This is a genomic window from Xanthobacter sp. (assembly GCF_041911315.1).
Taxonomy (GTDB): Bacteria; Pseudomonadota; Alphaproteobacteria; order Rhizobiales; family Xanthobacteraceae; genus Xanthobacter; species Xanthobacter aminoxidans.
Map to the genome: position 1 here is coordinate 23,238 of NZ_JAYRPE010000013.1, position 20,887 is coordinate 44,124.

General features: G+C 68.0%; 17 protein-coding genes, 1 pseudogene and 1 riboswitch. Of the genes and pseudogenes, 5 read left to right on the plus strand and 13 right to left on the minus strand.

Features of this window, described 5'->3' with window-relative positions:
- Positions 1-41: 41 nt before the first annotated feature.
- The gene (locus tag ACE3QW_RS05495; RefSeq protein ID WP_374250756.1) at positions 42-971 is read left to right on the plus strand and encodes a histone deacetylase family protein; all 930 of its coding nucleotides are present in this window, start codon (positions 42-44) and stop codon (positions 969-971) included.
- 205 nt (positions 972-1,176) lie between these two features.
- Here ACE3QW_RS05495 and ACE3QW_RS05500 read toward each other — a convergent pair whose 3' ends face one another.
- The 8 genes and pseudogenes from ACE3QW_RS05500 to ACE3QW_RS05535 form a co-directional block, all read right to left on the minus strand.
- A complete protein-coding gene (locus tag ACE3QW_RS05500; protein ID WP_012113328.1) occupies positions 1,177-1,452 on the minus strand; it encodes a DUF1153 domain-containing protein in 276 nt (91 codons plus the stop codon).
- Positions 1,453-2,011: 559 nt separating this feature from the next.
- A pseudogene (locus tag ACE3QW_RS05505) lies at positions 2,012-2,413 on the minus strand (amidase); the annotation flags it as partial.
- A gap of 62 nt (positions 2,414-2,475) precedes the next feature.
- Positions 2,476-6,018, minus strand: a complete 3,543-nt coding sequence (gene uca, locus ACE3QW_RS05510) for an urea carboxylase (protein ID WP_374250757.1) — start codon at positions 6,016-6,018, stop codon at positions 2,476-2,478.
- Between the two features lies 1 nt (position 6,019).
- Positions 6,020-6,667 (minus strand): urea amidolyase associated protein UAAP2, encoded by a 648-nt coding sequence (locus ACE3QW_RS05515; protein ID WP_374250758.1) that lies wholly within the window; start codon positions 6,665-6,667, stop codon positions 6,020-6,022.
- 11 nt (positions 6,668-6,678) lie between these two features.
- Positions 6,679-7,491 carry an urea amidolyase associated protein UAAP1 gene (locus ACE3QW_RS05520; RefSeq protein ID WP_374250759.1) on the minus strand — a complete coding sequence of 271 codons (813 nt, stop codon included), beginning with the start codon at positions 7,489-7,491 and terminating at the stop codon, positions 6,679-6,681.
- A 10-nt stretch (positions 7,492-7,501) separates the two neighbouring features.
- Positions 7,502-8,326 carry an ABC transporter ATP-binding protein gene (locus ACE3QW_RS05525; protein WP_374250760.1) on the minus strand — a complete coding sequence of 275 codons (825 nt, stop codon included), beginning with the start codon at positions 8,324-8,326 and terminating at the stop codon, positions 7,502-7,504.
- Positions 8,323-9,135, minus strand: a complete 813-nt coding sequence (locus ACE3QW_RS05530; RefSeq protein ID WP_374250761.1) for an ABC transporter permease — start codon at positions 9,133-9,135, stop codon at positions 8,323-8,325. Before ACE3QW_RS05530 ends, ACE3QW_RS05525 begins: the two co-directional genes overlap by 4 nt.
- A 269-nt stretch (positions 9,136-9,404) precedes the next feature.
- On the minus strand, positions 9,405-10,508 hold the full coding sequence (locus ACE3QW_RS05535) for a putative urea ABC transporter substrate-binding protein (protein ID WP_374250762.1): 1,104 nt from the start codon (positions 10,506-10,508) through the stop codon (positions 9,405-9,407).
- 70 nt (positions 10,509-10,578) lie between these two features.
- Positions 10,579-10,688: riboswitch (guanidine-I (ykkC/yxkD leader) on the minus strand.
- Between the two features lie 208 nt (positions 10,689-10,896).
- Here ACE3QW_RS05535 and ACE3QW_RS05540 point away from each other — a divergent pair.
- Entirely contained in the window at positions 10,897-12,060 is a 1,164-nt protein-coding gene (locus tag ACE3QW_RS05540) for a serine hydrolase domain-containing protein (RefSeq protein WP_374250763.1), read from the plus strand.
- 54 nt (positions 12,061-12,114) lie between these two features.
- Positions 12,115-13,134: an AI-2E family transporter gene (locus ACE3QW_RS05545; RefSeq protein ID WP_374250765.1), complete on the plus strand. Its 1,020-nt coding sequence runs from the start codon at positions 12,115-12,117 to the stop codon at positions 13,132-13,134.
- A gap of 30 nt (positions 13,135-13,164) precedes the next feature.
- Here ACE3QW_RS05545 and ACE3QW_RS05550 read toward each other — a convergent pair whose 3' ends face one another.
- The 5 genes from ACE3QW_RS05550 to ACE3QW_RS05570 form a co-directional block, all read right to left on the minus strand.
- Positions 13,165-13,626 carry a low molecular weight phosphatase family protein gene (locus ACE3QW_RS05550; protein WP_024279953.1) on the minus strand — a complete coding sequence of 154 codons (462 nt, stop codon included), beginning with the start codon at positions 13,624-13,626 and terminating at the stop codon, positions 13,165-13,167.
- A gap of 6 nt (positions 13,627-13,632) precedes the next feature.
- Entirely contained in the window at positions 13,633-14,130 is a 498-nt protein-coding gene (locus ACE3QW_RS05555; protein ID WP_024279952.1) for a UPF0262 family protein, read from the minus strand.
- Positions 14,131-14,143: 13 nt separating this feature from the next.
- A complete protein-coding gene (gene hisD / locus ACE3QW_RS05560; protein ID WP_374250766.1) occupies positions 14,144-15,436 on the minus strand; it encodes a histidinol dehydrogenase in 1,293 nt (430 codons plus the stop codon).
- 106 nt (positions 15,437-15,542) lie between these two features.
- Positions 15,543-17,078 (minus strand): putative bifunctional diguanylate cyclase/phosphodiesterase, encoded by a 1,536-nt coding sequence (locus tag ACE3QW_RS05565; protein WP_374250767.1) that lies wholly within the window; start codon positions 17,076-17,078, stop codon positions 15,543-15,545.
- 249 nt (positions 17,079-17,327) lie between these two features.
- Entirely contained in the window at positions 17,328-17,801 is a 474-nt protein-coding gene (locus tag ACE3QW_RS05570; protein WP_024279949.1) for a DUF2948 family protein, read from the minus strand.
- A 307-nt stretch (positions 17,802-18,108) separates the two neighbouring features.
- Between ACE3QW_RS05570 and ACE3QW_RS05575 the strand changes: the two genes are divergently transcribed.
- Positions 18,109-19,590, plus strand: coding sequence for an alpha/beta hydrolase (locus ACE3QW_RS05575; RefSeq protein WP_374250768.1), 1,482 nt, complete (start codon positions 18,109-18,111; stop codon positions 19,588-19,590).
- A gap of 120 nt (positions 19,591-19,710) precedes the next feature.
- Positions 19,711-20,883 carry an ABC transporter substrate-binding protein gene (locus ACE3QW_RS05580; protein WP_374250769.1) on the plus strand — a complete coding sequence of 391 codons (1,173 nt, stop codon included), beginning with the start codon at positions 19,711-19,713 and terminating at the stop codon, positions 20,881-20,883.
- Positions 20,884-20,887: the final 4 nt, after the last annotated feature.

A 20,887-nucleotide genomic window follows, 5' to 3' on the forward strand; every position in this document is an offset into this window, starting at 1 on the left:
AAAGAACGTAAAGATTGCGCCAAGGGAGGGCGTTCCCATCCATGTCCACGCTGCTCGTCACCCATCCTGCTGGTCTCAGCCACGCAACGCCTGCCGGTCACCCCGAGCGCGCTGATCGGCTCCGCGTGCTGGATCGCATCTTCGAGCAGGAAAAGTTCGCCCATCTCGTGCGCGATCTCGCGCCGCGGGGGGATCGGGAGGACATCATCCGGGTGCATCCGGGGGATTTCGTGGACGCCATGGGCGAGGCCGTGCCGCAGGACGGGCTGGTGCGCATCGATTCCGACACTATTCTCTCGCCCGGCAGCTGGGAAGCGGCCCTGCGTGCGGTGGGCGGCGCCTGCTTCGCGGTGGATGAGGTGATGGAAGGCAAGGTCACCAACGCCTTCGTCGCCATGCGCCCGCCGGGCCACCATTGCGAGACGCGCAAGCCCATGGGCTTCTGCCTGATGAACCAGGTGGCCATCGCCGCGCGCCACGCGCAGGCGAAATACGGCCTCCAGCGCGTCGCCATCGTGGATTTCGACGTCCACCACGGCAATGGCACGCAGGAGATCTTCTGGGCCGACGACAGCGTGCTCTACTGCTCCACCCACGAGATGCCGCTCTATCCCGGCACCGGGGCGCAGGGCGAGACGGGGGCGGTGAACACCATCGTCAACGCGCCGCTGCGCTCGGGCGACGACGGCGCGGTGTTCAAGGAGGCGATGGAGACGCGCATCCTGCCGCGCATCACCTCGTTCGCGCCGGACCTGATCCTGATCTCGGCCGGCTTCGACGCGCACGTGCGCGATCCGCTCGCCTCGCTGCGCCTCGTGGACACCGATTTCGGCTGGATCACGCGCCGGCTGATGGAGATCGCCGACAAGAAGTGCGAGGGCCGCGTGGTCTCGCTGCTGGAAGGCGGCTACGACCTCGAAGGCCTCGCCACCTCCGCCGCCGCCCACGTCACCGCGCTGATGCACGGCTGAGGCGGGGCGTCCCCGTCGCGGGAGCGCAAAAAGCCCGCGCGGCGTTTGAGCGAAAACACGCAAAAAGCCCGCGCGGCGTTTGAGCGAAAACACGCAAAAAGCCCGCGCGGCGTTTGAGCGAAAACACGCAAAAAGCCCGCGCGGCGCCTGAGCGAAAGCAACGCAAAAACCACACGGCGCCGGTCATCGACCGGCGCCGCTGGTTTTACTGCCGGTAGTGCTGGATGCGCGTGGTGCGCAGGCCGGGCAGGCCGTGGCGGTCGATGGAGGCCTGCCACGAGAGGAATTCGTCCACGGTGAGGGTGTAGCGCTTGCAGGCTTCCTCGAGAGAGAGAAGCCCGCCGCGCACGGCGGCCACCACCTCCGCTTTGCGGCGGATGACCCAGCGCCGCGTATCCGGCGGCGGCAGGTCGGCGATGGTCAGGGGTCCCCCGTCCGGCCCGATCACATATTTGACCCTCGGCCGATAGGCATCGGTCATATCTACGCACCTGCTACTCAAACCAACTTCGATGAAGATGGCAGGTGCCAATGAAGACTTTGCTAAAGCACGGAAATAAAAGGATTTTTACTTGTCTTAATGGGGGCTGAACAAGACGTTCCCGAAGCGTAAACATGCGGCCACGCTTTCGCAATTTGCGAGGCCGGCCGGTTTTCGGGGCATGACGTTGAAAAGAAAGGCGGCTCGGGCGTGGCCGCAGTGCATCGCCGGTGTGGGGAGACGCCGGCGATTCAGCACTTGTTCAGCTGTCTTAATGGATCACGAAGTAATGATTGGGCGTCGGTGGGGGCCGTGCGTGCGCCGCAGCACGGATTTTATCACCTTCGGGGAACGGGCCTTAAGCTCCCCGGACAAGCGACACCGAAGGTGGAGCGCCGATCCGGGGTCCAGCGCAGGACTCCCGCGTAGCGGGGCAAAGCCTGAGAGCGGTCAGGTTCGGAAGCGCCTTCGGCGATCCCTTGCGCTGGACCCCGGCTCGCATTCCGCTTTCGCTGCATGCGTCCGGGGCGCGAGGGCGGTGAGGGCCGCCCTATCGGTCCTATGCCTGGGACAGACCCCTCCCTCCGCTCACATAAGCGCGCCAGCCGCCCAGTGCGGTGATCTCCTCCGCCTCCTCCACAGCATGGGCCTCGCACAGGAAGCCGGGCACCTCGGAACCATCCTCCAGCCGAAGTTTGCCCACCCCCAGTGGCGCCGGGATGGCGGCGACGAAGCGGCCGAAGGCGGCGGGCGCGAGTGCCCACACCTCCACCTCCAGCCCCGGCCCGGTGAAGCCGGGGGCGCGCACCACGCCGGGCTTGCGCGGGGTGGTGTCGGGCAGGACGAAGAGCCGATAGTCCGGCGCGGTGCGGCAGCTCTTCACCAGCACGCCGCCGGCGCCGGTCAATTCGCCGTTGAGGGGCATGCCCGAAAGATGCGCGCCCACCACGGCGATGGGCACCACATCCGGCGGGAGAGAGGCGCGAGCGCCGCTGAGCGGGGTCTCGTTGGTCATCTTGGTCCTCACACGGTTTCGAGCACGCAGACCACATCGCCCGAGCGGACGGTGCGGCCCGGCGCGGCGCGGATCTCGCGGACGCGGCCGGCAGCGTGGGCGGTGATGGAAATCTCCATCTTCATGCTCTCGATGATGGCGATGGTGTCGCCCGCGGCGACCACCGCTTCCTCTTCCACCAGCACCTTCCAGACATTGCCCGGCACGTTGGCGGAAACCCCGAAGCAGCCGTCCGGCATCTCGCCCTCGCCGAGCATCCCGGCGCCGTCCTCCACCACGAAACTATCCAGCCCCTCCGCCTTCCAGCGCGCGCGCTCCGCCTCGAAGGCGGCCTGCTGGCGGGCCTTGCCGGCGGCGATGGCGCCGGAATTGGCGGCAAGGTTCGCCGCATAGTCCGCATAGGAGAAGCGGCTGTCCTCGATGCGCACGGGATAGGCCCCGTGCGGGAAGGCGGCGCGCGCCTCCATCAGTTCCTGATGGGAGACGTAGAAGAAGCGGATCTCGTCGAAGAAGCGCAGCAGCCACGGATTGTCTGGGAAGGCGGGCGTCTTGCGCCAGGTGTTCCACATCTGGATGGTGCGGCCGAAAAGCTGGTAGCCGCCCGGCCCCTCCATGCCATAGATGCACATGTAGGCACCGCCGATGCCCACCGCGTTTTCCGGCGTCCAGGTGCGGGCCGGGTTGTATTTGGTGGTGACGAGGCGGTGGCGCGGATCGATGGGGGTCGCCACCGGCGCGCCGAGATAGACGTCGCCAAGCCCCAGCACCTGATAGCTGGCACCGAAGATGATGTCCTTGACCGCCTGCTCGTTTTCGAGCCCGTTGATGCGGCGGATGAACTCGATGTTGTCCGGGCACCACGGCGCATTGGGCCGCACCAGCTCCTGATACTTGCGCATGGCGAGTTCCGCCTGCGGGTCGTTCCAGGAGAGGGGCAAATGGACGATGCGGCTCGGCACCACCACGTCCTCAGCCGCCGGCAGGCCCTTCTCGGTCTCCGCGAGGGCATCGAGCAGCTTGGTGCGGGGCAGGCTCGCGCCGTCATAATGGATCTGGAGCGAGCGGATGCCGGGGGTGAGGTCGATGAGGCCCGGGAGCTTCGCCTGTTGTACCGCCTCGGCCATGAGGTGCGCGCGCAGGCGCAAAGCGACATCGAGATGCATGTCGCCGAACTCGACCAGCAGATTGTCGTCGCCCTGCCGGCGATAGACCACGCGCACCGGCCCGTCCTCATGGATGGCGAGGATGGGGGAGGAGGTCTCCTCCGGCGCGCCGATGATGGCCGGGCCGGCGATGGGGTCCTCCGGCCGAGGCAGGGGAATGAAGCGCACGCGGTCGCCGGGCTTCAGCTGGCCCATCTTCCACTGTTCGTCGCGGGCGATCACCGCCGGGCAGACGAAGCCGCCGAGCGAGGGGCCGTCCGGGCCGAGGATGATGGGCATGTCGCCGGTGAAATCGATAGCGCCGATGGCATAGGCGTTGTCGTGGAGGTTGGAGGGGTGGAGCCCCGCCTCTCCGCCGTCCGTGCGCGCCCAGCGGGGCGTCGGCCCCATCAGGCGCACGCCGGTGCGGGCGCTGTTGAAATGCACCTCGTAGGTGGCTGAGAACAGGTCGGCGATGTCCTCCGGCTGGAAGAAGTCGGGCGCGCCGTGGGGGCCGTAGAGCACGCCGATCTGCCAGTCGCGGGTGAGCGGGGCGGGGGCAGGCACTTGCGCCGCCGGGCCGGTGGGGCGTTCCGCCTTGGGGGCGAGGTGGAGGGCATCCCCTGCCTTCAGCGTGCCGGTGGCATGGCCGCCGAACTGGCCGAGGGCGAAGGTCGCCCGCGAGCCCAGCACCACGGGCGCCTGAAAGGCTCCGGCCACCGCCAGATAGGCCCGCTGGCCGGCACCCTCGATGGTGCCGATGGCGAGCATCTGGCCCGCTTTCACCGGGAAGGCGGCATCGTGCGGCACCGGCGCGCCGTCGAGCTTGGCCGGCATATGGGCGCCGGAGATGGCCACCACCGCATCGTCATGGAAGCGCAGGGTCGGGCCGTTGACGGTCATCTCCAGCGCGCAGGCGGTCTCCGCATTGCCCACGAGGGCATTGGCGCGGCGGAAGGAGTGTTCGTCCATGGGGCCGGACGGCGGCACGCCCACGTGCCACAAATTCAGCCGCCCCGGCAGTTCCTGAAGGCTGGACTGCGCGCCGGGCACGACCACTTCCACGCTCGTGGGCCGGAAGGCGAAGTCCTTCAGCGCCGTCGTCGCCACCTTGCCGGAGGCGAGGAGGTCGGACGCGGCGATGGCAGAGAGATACTGAAGGTTCGTCTCGATGCCGCAGATGGAGGTCTCGGCGAGCGCCTTCTGCAAGGCGGCGATGGCGCCCGGCCGGTCGTCCGCGGTCACGATCACCTTGGCGAGCATGGGATCGTAAAAGGGCGTCACCTCCGTGCCGGTCTCGATCCAGCCGTCGATGCGCGCCCACGCGGGGAATTTCACCTCGGTGAGGAGGCCGGCGGAGGGCTGGAAATTGGCGTGGGGGATTTCCGCATAGACGCGCACCTCCATGGCCGCGCCCTTGGGGGTGAGCGGTCCGGCAGCGGCGATGGGGTCTTCGCCCGCCGCCTGGCGGATCATCCACGCCACGAGGTCGATGCCGAACACCGCCTCGGTGACGGGGTGTTCCACCTGCAGGCGGGTGTTCACCTCCAGGAAATAGAACTCCTGCCGGGCCGGGTCGTAGATGAACTCCACCGTGCCGGCGCTCTCGTAACGGACGCTCTCGCCGAGCTGGACGGCGGCGGCGTGGAGGCGGGCGCGCACGGTGTCGGAGAGGAGGGGGGCGGGGGTTTCCTCCACCACTTTCTGGTTCCGCCGCTGGAGCGAGCAGTCGCGTTCGCCCAACGCCACCACGCGGCCCTTGCCGTCGCCGAAGATCTGCACTTCCACATGGCGCGCCTCGGAGACGAAACGCTCCACATAAACGCGGGCATCGCCGAAGGAGGCGCGGGCCGTGCGCTGGACACGCTCGAACACGTCGCGCAATTCCTCCGGCGTGTGGCAGAGCTGCATGCCGATGCCGCCGCCGCCGGCGGTGGATTTCAGCATCACCGGATAGGTGATGGCCTCCGCCGCCTTCAGCGCCTCTTCGGCGCTTTCGAGGAGGTCGGTGCCGGGCAGCAGGGGCACGCCGCTCGCCTTGGCCAGCTCGCGCGCGGTGTGCTTGAGGCCGAAGGCTTCCAGATGCTCCGGCTTCGGCCCGATGAAGGCGATGCCTTCCTCCGCGAGGCGGCGGGCGAAGCGCACGTTCTCGGACAGGAAGCCGTAGCCCGGATGCACCGCCTGCGCGCCCGTCGCCTTGCAGGCGGCGATGACGGCATCGACGTTGAGATAGCTCTCGGCGGCCGGGGCCGGGCCGAGGCGGACAGCCTCGTCCGCCTCCAGCACGCCGCGGGTGAAGCGGTCGGCGTCCGAATGCACGGCCACGGACCTGATGCCCATGGCCCGCGCGGTGCGGATCACCCGCCGCGCGATCTCGCCGCGGTTGGCGATGAGGATTTTCGAGAACATCTCAACCCTCCGCGCCGAACACGAGCACCTGAATGGGCGTCGGGTTGAAGCCGTTGCAGGGATTGTTGATCTGCGGGCAGTTGGAGATGACGAGGAGCACATCCATCTCCGCGCGCATCTCCACATAGTCGCCGGGGCCGGAAATGCCGTCGACGATGGCGAGTTCACCGGTGGGCTCCACCGGAACGTTCATGAAGAAGTTGATGTTGGGCACGATGTCCCGCTTCGTCATGCCGTGCTTCGCCACCTCGAGCACGAAATTCTCGCGGCAGGCGTGCAGATACTTCACCTGATGGCCGAAGCGCACCGTATTCGCCTCGCACGAGCACGCGCCCGCCGAGGTGTCGTGCCGGCCGCAGGTGTCGGCCGTCACGGTCAGCATCACATTGCCTTCACTGGAGATGAGCTTCGTGCCTGTGGAGATATAGGCCGAGCCCTGCACGCGCAGCGTATCCTGCGAGGAATAGCGCTCGGAAAAGTCATCGGCCTTGTAGAACAAGGTATCCACCGCCTGCTGGCCTTCGAGATCGACAATGCGCACGCTCTCGCCGGCCTTCACGAGGCAGGAGAAGGGGGCGTTGGCGGGGACGAAGTAATCGCGCAGGGCAGAAGACGCATCGCGGACGGGAGAAGCAAAGAACCGGGTCATGTCGTCCTCCCTCAGCGCGCGTTGTTCTCGAAGCCGCGGACGGCCTCGATGGTGGCGGTACGGCACAGGTCATCTGCGGCGGGGGCGGGCGGCTGGTGGCGGATGGCCTCCACCGGGGGCGGGGCATAGTCCGGCGCCGGGTCCATGGGATGCGGGCAGTTGGAAAGGGCGACGATGAGGTCCATCTCCGCGCGCAGGTCCACGAAATCGCCGGTCTGGCGGGCGTCCTCGATCCAGCGGAAATTGCCGTCCGCGTCCGTGCGCACGGGAGCGAAGAAGGTCAAGGCGGGGGGAATGTCCCGCTTGTCGAGGCCGAGCTTCAGCGCCTCAAGGATGAAGTTGTCGCGCGTGTTGCGCAGCACTTTCTCGCCATAGCGGGCGCGGTTGGAGGCGGGGGTGGAGCCGCCCACGAGGGCATCGTGCATGCCGGTGGTGTCCTCGATGAGGGAGAACATCACCCGCCCCATGTCGGAGAACAGCACGCGGCCCTTTCCAAGCGCCGAGGTCCACTGCACCTTCACCGTGTCGGCATAGTTCAGCCGCTCGGAGGCGTCGGTGGCCGACCAGGCGATCATGGAGACCGCCGCCGGCCCGTGCGCCAGATGGATGCGCAGGGCCTCGCCCGCCTTCAGCGGCGTGGACCAGTACCAGCCGCCGGGAATGGTCTCCGTGTGCAGCACCGCGCCGGGCATCATGGCTGCCGAGCCGCGCAGGGTGGGGCCGGGCAGGGCCTTGGGCGCATGCTGCTGGCCGGCCGCCTTCAGCTCCTCGTAGCGGCGCTTGTTCTCTTCGATGAACTTCTGGGTTTCGACGCTGACGGTCATGGCTGTCTCCTCAAGCCGTCTTCAGCGCCGGGTCGTCCCGGCCGGTGCCCGAGGAAATGGCCGGGTCGTCCCGGCCGGGGGCGGTGGATTTGAGCTTCAGCTGGCCGGCGATGCGTTTCGGCCAGACCTCGATGTCCTTGGCGATGGTGGCGCCGTAGCGGGCCTTCTCCTCCGGCCGGTTGCGGCGGCGCTCGAAGGCAATGATGCGGGTGGCGAGGGTGAAGGCCTCCTTGAGGTCGTGGGTCACCATCACCACCGTCATCTCGCAGGTGTTCCACAGCTTCAGCATGAGCTGGTGGATGTCGGCGCGGATGCCGGGATCGAGCGCGCCGAACGGCTCGTCCAGCAGCAGGATCTTGGGCTTGCGCATGATCGCCTGCGCCAGCGCGAGGCGCTGCTGCATGCCGCCGGACAGCGCCGCCGGATATTTGTCCTCCGCGCCCTTGAGCCCGACCTCCTCGATGAGGGCACGGGCCTCGTCCTGCGCCTGCCGACGGCGGGCGCCGAACAGGCGGCCGGTCAGCGGCGCTTCCGCCATCTCGGCGGAGAGCAGCACGTTGCCCAGCACGGTGAGATGCGGAAACACCGAGTAGCGCTGGAAGACGACGCCCCGGTCGGCACCCGGCTCGCGGGCGATGGGCTGGCCCTCGATGAGCACCTCGCCCCGTGTCGCGGTTTCCTCGGAGAGGAGAATGCGCAGGAAGGTGGTCTTGCCGCAGCCGGAGGGGCCGACGAGGGCGATGAAGGAGCGCGGCGCGAATTCGAGGCTAATGTCCTCGAGCACGATCTGCTCGCCATATTCCTTCCAGAGATGGCGCACGGAAATGGCGGTCATTTCGCGCCTCCGAACCAGGGGAAGAGGGCGCGGCGGGCTCGGGCGAGGCCGAAATCCATGGCCACCGCGATGAGGGTGATCCAGGCCACGTAAGGCAGGATCACATCCATGGCGAGATAGCGCCGCACCAGGAAGATGCGATAGCCAAGGCCCGAATCCGAGGCGATGGCTTCCGCCGCGATGAGGAAGAGGAAAGCCGGGCCGAGGGAGAGCCGCAGGCCGTCCATGAGGCGCGGCAGGATCTGCGGCAGCACGACCCGCACCATCATCTGCCAGGTGGACGCGCCGAGCGTCTGCGCCTTGATCATCTGCTCGCGCGGCAACTCCTCCACCCGCATGGCGAGGTCGCGGACCAGATAGGGCGTGATGCCTATGGTGATGAGGGCGATCTTGGATTCCTCGCCCAGCCCCATGACGATGAACAGGATGGGCAGGAGCGCCAGCGGCGGCACCATGGACACCATGGCGACGAACGGCGCCAGCAGCGCCCGCACGAGGGGCAGCATCCCCACCAGCACGCCGATGACGAGGGCGATGATTGTGGCGATGGCCAGCGCCGAGAGCAGCCGCTCCATGCTGGCGAATGTGTCGGTCCACAAGAGGTAGTCGCCGGTCCGCGCATCGGCGGTGAAGGCCATCTTCACGATGGCATTGCCGAGAGAGGGCAGGCTCGGCAGCAGCTTGTCGTCCGGGTTCTCCGCAAGGCGCTGCGCCGAGCCGAGGATGTAGGCGAGAACGACCAAGGCGAACGGGAGGACGGCAAGGAACAGCGCCGTTCCCCGATCCGGCCTGACATTGATGAGGCGCATCAGCGCTGCTCCTGAAGGGTGGGAAGACGGCGGGCGGGTTGAAGGGCCGCCCGGCCTGGAGAATGTCGGTGGGGACAGGCCTCGCGCCCCGGCCGACTGGAGCGTCAGCGCAAGGAGAGCCGGGGCCCAGCGCACGGGTTCGCCGAAGGCGGCTCCTGCCAGCTCGGCTGGCAGGGTATCGCCTGCTGCGCAGGGCCTTCCCCTGGATCCCGGATCAGCGCTCAGGCTGCGCCTTCGCTTGTCCGGGATACGAGGATGGCGCTACCCCCTCACAGCTTCCCGTCGGCGACCATCGCCATCCAGGTGTCGGTGAAGCGCAGCTTCACGTTCTTGGCGTCGCCCAGCACCTTGCCGCCGGGCAGCTCGATGCCGATGGCGTCGGCGGACTTGGCGCCGGAGCCGAGCAGCTCCTTCTCGAACAGGAACTTGCGCACGCGGTCCATGGTGGTGCCCACATCCGGCGAGCGGACGAAGGCCACCGCCTCGGGCGCCTTGGCGAAGAGGCGGGTGGCGGCGAGCTGGCTGTCGAAGCCGGCGAGGTCGGTGCCGGAGGCCTTGCCCATGGCCTCGCGCGCCGCCTTGCCTTCCGGCGTGTCGGCGGTGAAGAGCGTGGTCGTGTCGTACCAGATGCCCACCAGCGCCTTGGCGAAGTCCGGGTTGTCCTTCAGCACGGCGGTGTTGGCGACGAGGAGGTCCATGATCTCGCCGGGGATCTTGGAGCTGTCGAACACCGCGTGGGCGTTCTTGTCGGTGAGGATTTCCGACACCAGCGGGTTCCAGGTGACCACCGCCGTGACCGCCTTGGTCTTGTAGGCGGCGACCATGTCGGCATCCGAGGTGTTCACCACCTTCACGTCGCGCTCCTTGAGCTTGATGCTCTCAAGCGCGCGGGCGAGCAGATAGTGGGAGACCGAGAATTCGACGAGGTTGACCTTCTGGCCCTTGATGGCGGCAAGGTCCTTCTTGCCCTTCAGGATCACGGCGTCGTTGCCGTTGGAGAAGTCGCCGACGATGACGGCGGTGGTGTCCACGCCGCCGGCGGCGGGCACGGAGAGGGCATCCATGTTGGTCACGGTGAGGGCGTCGAAGGCGCCGGCCGTGTACTGGTTGATGCTCTCCACATAGTCGTTGAACTGCACCACATCGATCTTGATGCCGTACTTGTCGGCCCACTTCTTCACGATGCCGGTGTCGTTGGCGTAGCCCCAGGGCATCCAGCCCACGTAGATCGACCAGGCGACCTTGAATTCCTTCTTCGGCGCGGCTTGCGCCGGCCCGGCGCCGAGCGCGAGGCCGGCAACCGCCGCGAGGCCGAAAGCCCCCGCGAGGGCGGATTTCAGACGATGAAGTTTGGACGAAACCGGAGTGCGCATTCAAATTCCCCTTCGCTTCGACGAATTGGGAATTGGCGAGACCAGTGCCGCCAATTCCTTGGCCACTGAGGTCTCCCGGGCTTTTATCCCGCCGTGCACCCGCGCCGGATGTCTCCCGTCGCGGTGGCAGCTCTCGGACCAGCGCATCTTTTGGATGCCGGAACCCTAGCCACCAACTCGACATCTCTAAAAGCAACCGGCGTGCCAAGCTGTCGCGCATTTGTTTTCAACGGTTTGCCAGAATCGCCCGGCAAAGGCCTGCGCCTCGGCTGGGCATTTGCGGCCGAAATTTTGTGCAGATGCGTCGGTTCTGATGCGCATTGCATACACGCGCAGGCTCGCCATCCGCCTCGCCCCGCGCCATTCTCCGGGGGCAGGGAGGCAGGGCATGCTGGACCGGCGCGCATTTCTGAAGGGAGCCCTCGCGGCGGGGATGCTGACCCGCCCGGCCTTCGCCGCGGGCTATCCGCGCCTGCCGTTCGAGGCGCTGCAGCAGATGGCGGACGCCGAGGTGGCGCGAGCCCGTGCGCAGCATGGGGCGCGGCTCGCGGTGGTGCTGGGCGTGGTCAATCCGCGCGGCAACGGGCAGCTTTTCCTCGCCCAGGCGCCGGACCTCACCCATCCCGGCGGGCGACCCATGACGCTCGATGGCGGGACGCCGTTCGCCATCGGCTCCATCTCCAAGGTGTTCACCGCCTGCCTGCATTATCAGGCGCATGGGCCGTTCAAGGGCAATCTCGGCGACTGGCTCGCCCCCCGCGCGCTCTCGCCGGGCCTCGCGCGCATTCCGCTCGCCGATATCGCGCGCTACCAGTCCGGCATGGCGCAGGACAATCAGGGCGGGGTGCATCCGCCCGGCGTGATGGCGAGCTTCGGAACGATGTTCCCCTATCTCGCCACGCTCCAGCCGCCGTTCCCGCCGGGGAGCTGCTACTCCTATTCCAACCTCAGCTGGTCGCTGCTGGCGCTGGCCGGATCAGGCGCGGGGCAGGGCGGCATGGGGGCGGCGGCCGAGCGCTACGACCGTGGGCTGAAGGCCTACGCCGCCGGCATGGGCATGTCGGCCACCGGCATCTTCCGGCCCGGGATGAAGCCGCAACTGCCCATCGGCTATCGGAAAAACTGGCAGCCTCTGCCGCCGCGCGCGGACTATGCGCCCACCCGCCTCACCGGCGTCGGCGCGGGTGGCATCGTCTCCACCGGCACCGACATGCTGGCCTTCCTCAGGACCAGCATGGGCCATGGCGACGGCGGCATGGAGAGCCCGGCCCTCGCCTACCAGCAGGGCAACATCTTCTCCTCCCCCCGCTGCGGCGGCGGGAAGGCGCCGCGCACGGCCTATGGCTGGATCATGCATGACGTGGCCGATGCCTCCGGCCCCCTCGCTCTCGTCACCAAGGATGGGGCGGTGGCGGGCTTCACGGCGTGGATGGGCTTCCTCGCCTGGCAGGGCACGGCCGCGCCGTCGCCCTTCGGCGTGTTCGCGCTCGTCAACGGGCCGGGCGCCGCCGGCCTCGGGCTTCGGGCCATGCGGCGCATCTTGTCTGCGTGAGGCTCGCCAATCGTCTCGGCCTCAGGTAATCGCCATGGGGAAACCGGAGGCGGGATGATGCGGGGATTGGTGGGGCTGGCGGCGGCGGTGGTCGTGTTCGCGGCGCTCTACGTGACGGGCGCGCTGCTGGCGCCGGTTGTCTTCGCGCTGTTCGTCATCGCCGTGGTGCATCCGCTGCTGGCGCGGCTGGAGGCGAAGCTGCCCAAGATGGTGGCCGTGCTGGGCACGCTCCTCATCACGCTGGCGGTGGTGGGCGCGGTGTCCTCGGTGGTGGTGTGGGGCTTCAGCCATGTGGCCGCCTGGGTGTTCCAGAACGCCGCCCGCTTCCAGACGCTCTATGGCCAGGCGGCGGTCTGGCTGGAGGGGCATGGCTTCGTGCTGGCGGGCCTGTGGGCCGAGCATTTCGACGTGCGCTGGCTGCTGCGCCTGTTCCAGGATCTCTCCGGCCGCCTGCAGGGCATGGCGAGCTTCCTCGTCTTCACCTTCATCTACGTGCTGCTGGGCCTGCTCGAAGTGGACGCCATGAAGAGCCAGGTCAAGCGCCTCTCCCGCTCCGGCCGCGCGCCCTTCCTCGCCCCGGCGCTCGCCGACATCGCCCGCAAGATGCAGACCTACATGGCGGTGCGCACGCTCATGAGCATCGCCACCGGCGCGGTGGTGTGGGCCTTCACGCTCACCGCCGGGCTGGAACTGGCGCTGGCCTGGGGCGCCATCGCCTTCGCGCTGAACTACATCCCCTTCATCGGCCCGTTCGTGGCGACGCTGCTGCCCACGCTCTTCGCCCTCGCCCAGTTCGAGAGCTGGGAGATGGCGGTGTTCGTGTTCGTGTGCCTCAACATCATCCAGTTCCTGTCGGGCAGCTATCTGGAGCCGCGCCTCGCCGGCAAGGCGCTGTCGGTGTCGCCGGTGCTGGTGCTGCTGGCGGTGTTCTTCTTCGCTTTCCTCTGGGGCATTGCCGGCGCCTTCATCGGCGTGCCGATCCTGATCGCCGGCCTCACCTTGTGCGCCCACCACCCCGACACGCGCTTCGTGGCGGAGCTGTTCTCCGGCCGGGTGGCGACCGAGGAGACGTGACCTTTCGGGGGCCGTGGCGCGAGGGGTTCCCTAGGGCTGCCGGAACCGCGCCCGGATGCGGCGCTCCAGCTCGTCGCGCACGTTGCGGTAGGCCTCCAGCCGCTGCTCGCGGTTGCCGCCTTCGCCGGTGGGGTCGGGGGTGGGCCAGTATTCCACCTTGAGGGCGTTGGTGCGGGTCAGCTCCAGCGCGCGGTGGTGGGCGTCGGGCGAGAGGGAGATGGCGAGGTCGAAATTGAGCCCCTCGTATTCCTCGAGGTCTTCGACGCTCTGCGGCCGGTGCTTCTTCACATCGAGGCCGATCTCGTCCATCACCGCCGTGACGAAGGGGTCGGGATCACCCGCGATCACTCCGGCCGAGCCCACATAGATGGATTTGCCGAACAGATGCCGGGCGAGCGCGGACGCCATCACCGAGCGCACCACGTTCTGCCCGCACATGAAGAGAACCGATTGCGGCCGCGCTGAGCGCTGGGACGCCGCAGGGGGCTCCATCGCCGGTCAGCCTTTCCAGTGCAGGGCGCAGACGAGGGTGAACAGGCGGCGGGCGGTGTCGAAATCCACCACCACCTTGCCGTTGAGGCGTTCCTGAAGCAGCGTCGATCCCTCGTTGTGAAGGCCGCGCCGGCCCATGTCGATGGCCTCGATCTGGCTCGGCGAGGCGGTGCGGATGGCGTTGTAATAGCTCTCGCAGATCAGGAAATAGTCCTTCACCACCTTGCGCAGGGGCGTGAGGGAGAGATGGTGCTGCACCACCTGCTCGCCGCTCTCGCGCTTGATGTCCAGCACGAGACGGTTGTCGGCCAGCGAGATGAAGAGCTGGTAGGGCCCCTCGCCGGGATCGCCGCAGGGCATGAAGCTGTTGTCTTCGATGAGGTCCCAGATGGCCGTGGCGCGCTCGTGCTCGATGTCCGGGCTGCCGCCGTGGCCGATGGAGGCTTCGTCGAGGGTCACGGCGCTGAGCCGGGCCGAGGGCTTTGTCTCCGCCTTGTTGCTCATCGCTATTTCCCCGTCATCTGTTGGTGCGGATGGAGACGGACCGCCCGTGCGCATCGAGCCGCTCCACGGCGGCAAGGCGCACGGCGGCCGGCCCGAGCTTTTCCAGCGCGTCGGCATCGAGCTTGAGGATCGAGGTGCGCTTCATGAAGTCCAGCACGCCGAGGCCGGAGGAGAAGCGGGCCGAGCGGGCGGTGGGGAGCACATGGTTGGTGCCGCCCACATAGTCGCCGATGGCTTCCGGGGTCCAGGCGCCGATGAAGATGGCGCCGGCGTGCCGCACCTGCGCGGCCAGCGCATCGGCATTCGCCGCGTGGATTTCCAGATGCTCGGGGGCGATGCGGTCCACCAGCGGGATGGCGTCGGCGAGGCTGTCCACCAGGAAGATGGCGCCGTGGTCGCGCCAGGAGGCGGAGGCGATCTCGGCGCGCGGCAGGGTGGCGAGCATCCCCTCCACGGCCGTCTCCACCCGATCCGCCAGTTCCGGCGAGGAGGTGATGAGGATGGATTGCGCGGCGGTGTCGTGCTCCGCCTGGGCGAGGAGGTCGGCGGCGATGAAGTCCGCGCTCGCGTCACCATCGGCGAGGATCAGCACCTCGGAGGGGCCGGCCACCATGTCGATGCCGACCTTGCCGAACACCTGCCGCTTGGCCGCCGCGACGAAGGCGTTGCCGGGGCCGACGATCTTGTCCACCGGCCGGATGGTTTCCGTGCCATAGGCCAGCGCCGCCACCGCCTGGGCCCCGCCCACGCGATAGACCTCGTGCACCCCGGCCAGCCGCGCTGCGGCGAGCACCAGAGGCGCGATCACGCCGTCCGGGGCCGGCACCACCATGACGATGCGCGGCACGCCGGCCACCTGCGCGGGCACCGCATTCATCAGCACGGAGGAGGGATAGGCCGCGGTGCCGCCGGGCACGTAGAGGCCCACGGCATCCACGCTGGTCCAGCGGTGGCCGAGGGTGACGCCGGCCGCGTCCACATAGGTCTCGTCCGCCGGCTTCTGGCGGGCATGGTGCGATTCGATGCGGGCCTTGGCGAATTCCAGCGCCGCGCGGGTCTCTTCCGGGATGGAGGCGAGCGCCGCGTCCAGCTCGGCGTCGCTCACCTTGATGCCCAGCGCGTCGAGGTCCACCCGGTCGAAGGTGCGGGAGAGGTCCACCAGCGCCCGGTCGCCGCGGGCGCGGACGTCGGCGATGATGGCGGACACCTTGTCCTGCACGTCCACGGACGCCTCGCGCTTGGAGCCGAGGAATTCGATGAAGCGCTCGGGAAAGTCGGGCTGGCTGATGGTGAGGCGGATCGGCATGCCGCCTTGCTAGAGCAGGTTCGCGCGCGAGGGAAGCCCCAAGCGGTGCGGCAGCATTTGCCCCGCAACGGCGCGCCGGCCGGGCCTGCCTCCCTGCGGCGGAGCGTCAGCCGCCGAAGCGGCCGGCGGTGGCGAAGGCCTCCTGCGGCCAGAGCGGGCGGGCGAACAGGTAGCCCTGTCCCAGCTCGCAGCCCTCGCTCAACAGGAAATCGGCCTCCTCGCGGGTTTCGACGCCTTCGGCGACGGTGGTCAGCTCCAGCGCCCGGCCGAGGCTGAGCATGGAGGCGATGATCTTGCAGCTCTGGGCCTCTGTGGCGATGCGCCGCGTGAAGGAGCGGTCGATCTTGATCTTGTCGATGGGCAGCTCGTTGAGGTGGCGCAGGCTGGAGAATCCGGTGCCGAAATCATCGAGGGAGATGCGCACCCCCGCCTCCTTGAGCGCGACCAGCGTCTTGCGGGCCGCCTCGAAGTCCGCCAGCAGGCCGGTCTCGGTGATTTCCAGCTCGATCTGCCCCGGCGGGATGTTCATCTCCTCCAGAAGGGCCAGGGTGCGGTCCGGCAGGTGCGGGTCCACCAGTTGAACCGGAGACAGGTTCACGGCCACCGTCCGCGGCGTTTTCCAGGTGGCGAGGTCATCGCCCGCCCGGCGCAGCATGGCGGTGAAGAGCGGGTCGATCAGGCCCTCGTCCTCGGCGATGGGGATGAACTCGGCGGGGCCGAGGAGGCCGCGCGTGGGGTGCTGCCAGCGCGCCAGCGCCTCGAACCCCACCGTCTCGCCCGTCTTGAGGCAGACCACCGGCTGGTACTGGGCCACGATCTCGCCGGCCTCGAGGCCGCGCCGGAACTCGGTTTCCAGGCTCCGGCGCTCCCGCCCGCGGGCGTCGAGGCCGGAATCGTAGAGCGCATAGCAGTCCTTGCCCGCCGCCTTGGCCTGCCGCAGCGCCTTTTCCGCCGATTGCAGGAGCACCGTCGCCGACGATCCGTCGCGCGGATACTTGCTGATGCCGATGCTGGCGGTGATGTCCACCTGGGTACCGTTGCAGTCGAACGGCTCGCGCAGCCGCGACAGGATGCGGCTCGCCAGCCGGAACAGCTCTTCGGTCTCGTCCGACCCCATGGGGAACAGGATGGCGAACTCGCCGCTGCCGAGCCGGGCGACCATGCCGCCCCGGTGCGGCACCGAGACCAGCCGCGCCGCCAGCTGGCGCAGGAGATCGTCGCCGGCGCCATGCCCGTGTGTCTCGTTGACCGAACGCAGCAGGTCCACATCGACCACGAGGAGGGCGAGGCGCGAGCTTTTGTGCCAGGCCTCTTTCAGCTCGCGGCCGAATTCCGACTGGAATTGCAGGCGGTTGGCGATGCCGGTCAGGCCGTCGAAGGCGGAGGCGTCGTCCACCAGCTTCAGGGTTTCGCGCTGCTGGACGATGAGCTTGCGCAGCTCACCTTCTCGGACGATCAGGATCGCGATGAGCGCGCCAGTCGCAACGATCCACGCGGCGAACAGCTCGTCGAGATGCCAGGCGTCATGCGCCTCGCCGATGAAAAAGACGGAGTGGATGAGATCGGCCTGCAGGATCGCGACAAAGACTGCGATGGCCGTTACTATGATACTTCCGTAGATCAGGAGCCAACGCCGCGGCAATGTCGAAACCGACGCTGTATTGAAAGATCGAAACGACATGGCGACGCGAACTGCAATCCTCTGCGGGGGGGGGGGGGATCCGGCCCTTTAACCGATTTTTGCGACGTTATTACGTCCGGAAAGAAGGATCGGATCCGCTCTGCCATGCGGACGCGTCCCAAACGGGCGATTCAGATTGCGATACAACGCGGAAAGGCCGCCGGATAGGGGCGGCCTCGGGCGGTCGCGATCCTGGTTAATGGGCGGCGTTCAGCCCTGCCCGGCGCTCCCGCCGACGCCGGCGGGGGGCACGGCAACTTCCGGATGTTTGGGGGCGTGGGTGCACCCCCATGCGGGGCCGAGATCGCGCAGGCCCGCCTCGATGCACTCGACTTCGAGCCGCACCTCGGCACCGCCTGAGAAGGTGAGATAGACGAAGCCCGAGGGCAGGTCGCCGGGCATGAAGGTGACGGCGAGCAGGTTGAGCACGCCGGTGCGCTGCGCCTCTTCCATGCCGCGGCACTTCACGTCCCGCACCCGCTCGAAATGCAGACCGGTGCGGCGGCGGACGGTCTCGTTGGCTACGACCTTCTGGTCCCAGTCGAAGCGGTTCAGCACCAGGGCGAAGCGCTGCAGCCGGGGCAGGAAGCCCATGTCCACCATCTTCACCACCGCATCCTGCAGATGGGCGGAAAAAATGGCGAGGTCTTCCTCGTCGAGGGCGATGAGCTTCAGGTTTTCCATGGCGATGCAGCCTCTTTTGGGCGTGAACCGCAGATAGCGACGACACCCGCCCGCCGCAAGGGGTTGGAGGGATGAAGGTGGTCCCGTGGCGGGACGAAGCGCAACCCCACCATGCCATCCCGGGGCTGCGGACTCCAGGCTCTCCGCCGTCATCGCCCGGCTGGTCCGAGCGATGACGGTTAATACCTCCCCTCCGCTGGCGCTGCATGCGTCCGGGACGTGAGAGCTGTTCCCCATGCCTCCGGCGTCCCGGCTTTGCCGGCAAGGCTTTGCCCTGTAGGTTCGCCGCGCGATGGGGGAGACGGGAATGGGGGCGTTCGGGCTCATGTGGCGGGGGACGAAGCGCACGGTGAAAATCCTGGCGCTGCTGATCTTCGCCGTGGTCGCCACCATCTTCGTGGTGCGGGCGGTGGATTCCCAGCGCGGCCCGCCGCTGGAGCGCTGGCACACCTACCATCCCCCGGAGATGAGCCGCAGCGCCATGGCGCGCGCGGACCTTGCCGCCTACATGGCTGCCGAGGACAAGGCCTTCGCCGGCGTGAAGGCCAATGTGACCGACAAGGTGGACCCGGAGGACCGCGTCCGCTTCAACCGCTATTTCGCCGCCAGCCCCATCTATCCGCCGAGCTTCGCGCAGGATTTCAACCGCACCTACGTGCTTCAGCCGAAAGGCGAGCCGGCCGGGGCGGCGGTGTTCCTGCACGGGCTCACCGATTCGCCCTACAGCCACCGTCATCTGGCGCAGCTCTATGCGGACCATGGCTTCATCGCCATCGTGCTGCGCCTGCCCGGCCACGGCACGGTGCCGGGGTCGCTGACCGAGATCGGCCACGAGGAGTGGATCGCCGCCACCCGCCTCGCCATGCGCGAGGCCCGCAAGCGGGTGGGGTCGGGCAAGCCGGTGCATATCGTCGGCTATTCCAACGGTGGCGCGCTGGCGCTGATGCACGCGCTCGATGCGCTGGATGATCCCAGCCTCGTGGCGCCGTCGCGCATCGTGCTCATGTCGCCCATGGTGGGGGTGACGGAATTCGCCCGCTTCGCCGGCCTCGCGGGCCTGCCGGCCATCTTCCCGGCCTTCGCCAAGGCGGCGTGGCTGAACCTCACGCCCGAGTTCAACCCTTTCAAGTACAATTCCTTCCCGGTGCACGCCGCGCGGGAATCCTTCGCGCTGACGCAGGTGCTCCAGGCCAATATCGAGCGTCACGCCCGCTCCGGCCGCCTCACCGGGCTGGCGCCGGTGCTCACCTTCCAGTCGGTGCTGGACCATACGGTGAGCGCGCGGGCGGTGATCGAGCAGTTGCACGCCCGGCTGGAGGACAACGGCAGCGAGCTGGTGCTGGTCGATATCAACCGCTCGGGCCAGTTCGAGGATCTGCTGAACCGACGGGCCGACACCGCCATCTCGTCCTTGCTGCCGCCGGCCCCCCGCCGCTTCCGCACCGCCGTCATCGGCAATGCGGCGCCCGGCTCGTCCGCCACCGTGGTGCGGGAGACGCTGGCGGATGCGACGGAGGAGACGGTGCGGCCGCTCTCCGCCCTCTATCCGGACGATGTCTATTCCCTCTCCCACGTGGCGGTGCCCTTCCCCCTGTCGGACGGGCTCTATGGGCTTGATCCCGACCCTGCGGAAAAATTCGGCATCCGCCTCGGCGACATCGCCGCGCGCGGGGAATATGGGGCGCTGGTGGTGGGCGTGGAGATGCTGGTGCGCATGTCCTCCAACCCCTTCTTCCCCTATCTGGAAGAGCGCGTCGCCGCCGGCCTGCCCCCCGCGCGGGGGCCGTAAGGGCGGCGCGCCCGACATCCCGGCTTGTCTGGCGCGCGCGGCTCTGCAAGGGTGCCGCCACGTCAGACGAATAACGTCAGAACCATCACTTCAGAACCATTCAACGGGGACTCCACCGCCATGGGTTTCAAGGGACTTCTCGCCTCCACCGCGCTCCTCGGCACCCTCGCACTGTCCGGCGCGGCCGCGGCCGATCCGGTGAAGGTGGGGCTGGTCTCGACCCTCTCCGGCCCCTCCGCCGTGCTCGGCCAGCACATGCGCGACGGCTTCCTGCTGGCGGTGAAGGAGCTTAACGGCAAGCTCGGCGGCCAGCCGACCGAGGTGGTGGTCGTCGATGACGAGCTGAAGCCGGACATCGCGGTGCAGAAGGTGAAAGGCCTGCTGGAGCGCGACAAGGTGGACTTCGTCGCCGGCGTGGTCTTCTCCAATGTCATGGGCGCGGTGGCCAAGCCCGTCACCGCCAACGAGACCTTCCTGATTTCCGGCAATGCCGGCCCCTCCACCATCGCCGGCGCCGGCTGCAGCCCCTTCTTCTTCTCCGCCTCCTACCAGAACGACCAGAACCACGAGGTTCTCGGCAAGTATGCGCAGGACAAGGGTTTCAAGAAGGTGGTGCTGATCGCCCCCAACTATCAGGCGGGCAAGGATTCGCTCGCCGGATTCAAGCGCTATTACAAGGGCGAGGTGGCGGACGAGATCTACACCCAGCTCGGCCAGCTCGATTTCTCCGCCGAACTCGCCAAGATCGCCGCGGCGAAGCCCGATGCGGTTTTCACCTTCATGCCCGGCGGCATGGGCGTGAACCTCGTGAAGCAGTACCGGCAGGCGGGCCTTGCCGACACGACGCCCTTCCTCTCCGCCTTCACCGTGGACGAGACGACGCTGCCGGCCACCGGCGAGGCGGCGCTCGGTTTCTATTCCGGCGCGGCCTGGGCGCCGGACCTCGACACGCCCGCCAACAAGGCCTTCGTCGCCGCCTTCGAGAAGGAATACGGCTACATCCCCGCGCTCTACGCCGCGCAGGGCTATGACGCGGCCAAGCTCATCGACAGCGCGCTGAAGGCCACCGGCGGCAAGACCGCCGACAAGGCGGCGGTGCGCGCGGCGCTGAAGAAGGCGGACTTCCAAAGTGTGCGCGGCAACTTCAAGTTCAACACCAACCAGTTCCCCATCCAGGACTTCTACCTCGTGAAGGTGGGCAAGCGTCCGGACGGCAAGGTGGAGACCATGGTGCAGGAGAAGGTCTTCTCCAACTATGGCGACGCCTATGCGGAAAAGTGCGAGATGAAGTGAGGGG

Excerpts from the sequence above, each read along its gene's own strand:
- ACE3QW_RS05545 (WP_374250765.1), top strand. The coding sequence starts at position 12,115 with ATGATGCGGGGATTGGTGGGGCTGGCGGCGGCGGTGGTCGTGTTCGCG.
- ACE3QW_RS05520 (WP_374250759.1), bottom strand. The coding sequence starts at position 7,491 with ATGACCGTCAGCGTCGAAACCCAGAAGTTCATCGAAGAGAACAAGCGC.
- ACE3QW_RS05525 (WP_374250760.1), bottom strand. The coding sequence starts at position 8,326 with ATGACCGCCATTTCCGTGCGCCATCTCTGGAAGGAATATGGCGAGCAG.
- uca (WP_374250757.1), bottom strand. The coding sequence starts at position 6,018 with ATGTTCTCGAAAATCCTCATCGCCAACCGCGGCGAGATCGCGCGGCGG.
- ACE3QW_RS05530 (WP_374250761.1), bottom strand. The coding sequence starts at position 9,135 with ATGCGCCTCATCAATGTCAGGCCGGATCGGGGAACGGCGCTGTTCCTT.
- ACE3QW_RS05515 (WP_374250758.1), bottom strand. The coding sequence starts at position 6,667 with ATGACCCGGTTCTTTGCTTCTCCCGTCCGCGATGCGTCTTCTGCCCTG.
- ACE3QW_RS05535 (WP_374250762.1), bottom strand. The coding sequence starts at position 10,508 with ATGCGCACTCCGGTTTCGTCCAAACTTCATCGTCTGAAATCCGCCCTC.
- ACE3QW_RS05575 (WP_374250768.1), top strand. The coding sequence starts at position 18,109 with ATGGGGGCGTTCGGGCTCATGTGGCGGGGGACGAAGCGCACGGTGAAA.
- ACE3QW_RS05495 (WP_374250756.1), top strand. The coding sequence starts at position 42 with ATGTCCACGCTGCTCGTCACCCATCCTGCTGGTCTCAGCCACGCAACG.
- ACE3QW_RS05540 (WP_374250763.1), top strand. The coding sequence starts at position 10,897 with ATGCTGGACCGGCGCGCATTTCTGAAGGGAGCCCTCGCGGCGGGGATG.
- hisD (WP_374250766.1), bottom strand. The coding sequence starts at position 15,436 with ATGCCGATCCGCCTCACCATCAGCCAGCCCGACTTTCCCGAGCGCTTC.
- ACE3QW_RS05500 (WP_012113328.1), bottom strand. The coding sequence starts at position 1,452 with ATGACCGATGCCTATCGGCCGAGGGTCAAATATGTGATCGGGCCGGAC.
- ACE3QW_RS05580 (WP_374250769.1), top strand. The coding sequence starts at position 19,711 with ATGGGTTTCAAGGGACTTCTCGCCTCCACCGCGCTCCTCGGCACCCTC.
- ACE3QW_RS05550 (WP_024279953.1), bottom strand. The coding sequence starts at position 13,626 with ATGGAGCCCCCTGCGGCGTCCCAGCGCTCAGCGCGGCCGCAATCGGTT.
- ACE3QW_RS05570 (WP_024279949.1), bottom strand. The coding sequence starts at position 17,801 with ATGGAAAACCTGAAGCTCATCGCCCTCGACGAGGAAGACCTCGCCATT.
- ACE3QW_RS05555 (WP_024279952.1), bottom strand. The coding sequence starts at position 14,130 with ATGAGCAACAAGGCGGAGACAAAGCCCTCGGCCCGGCTCAGCGCCGTG.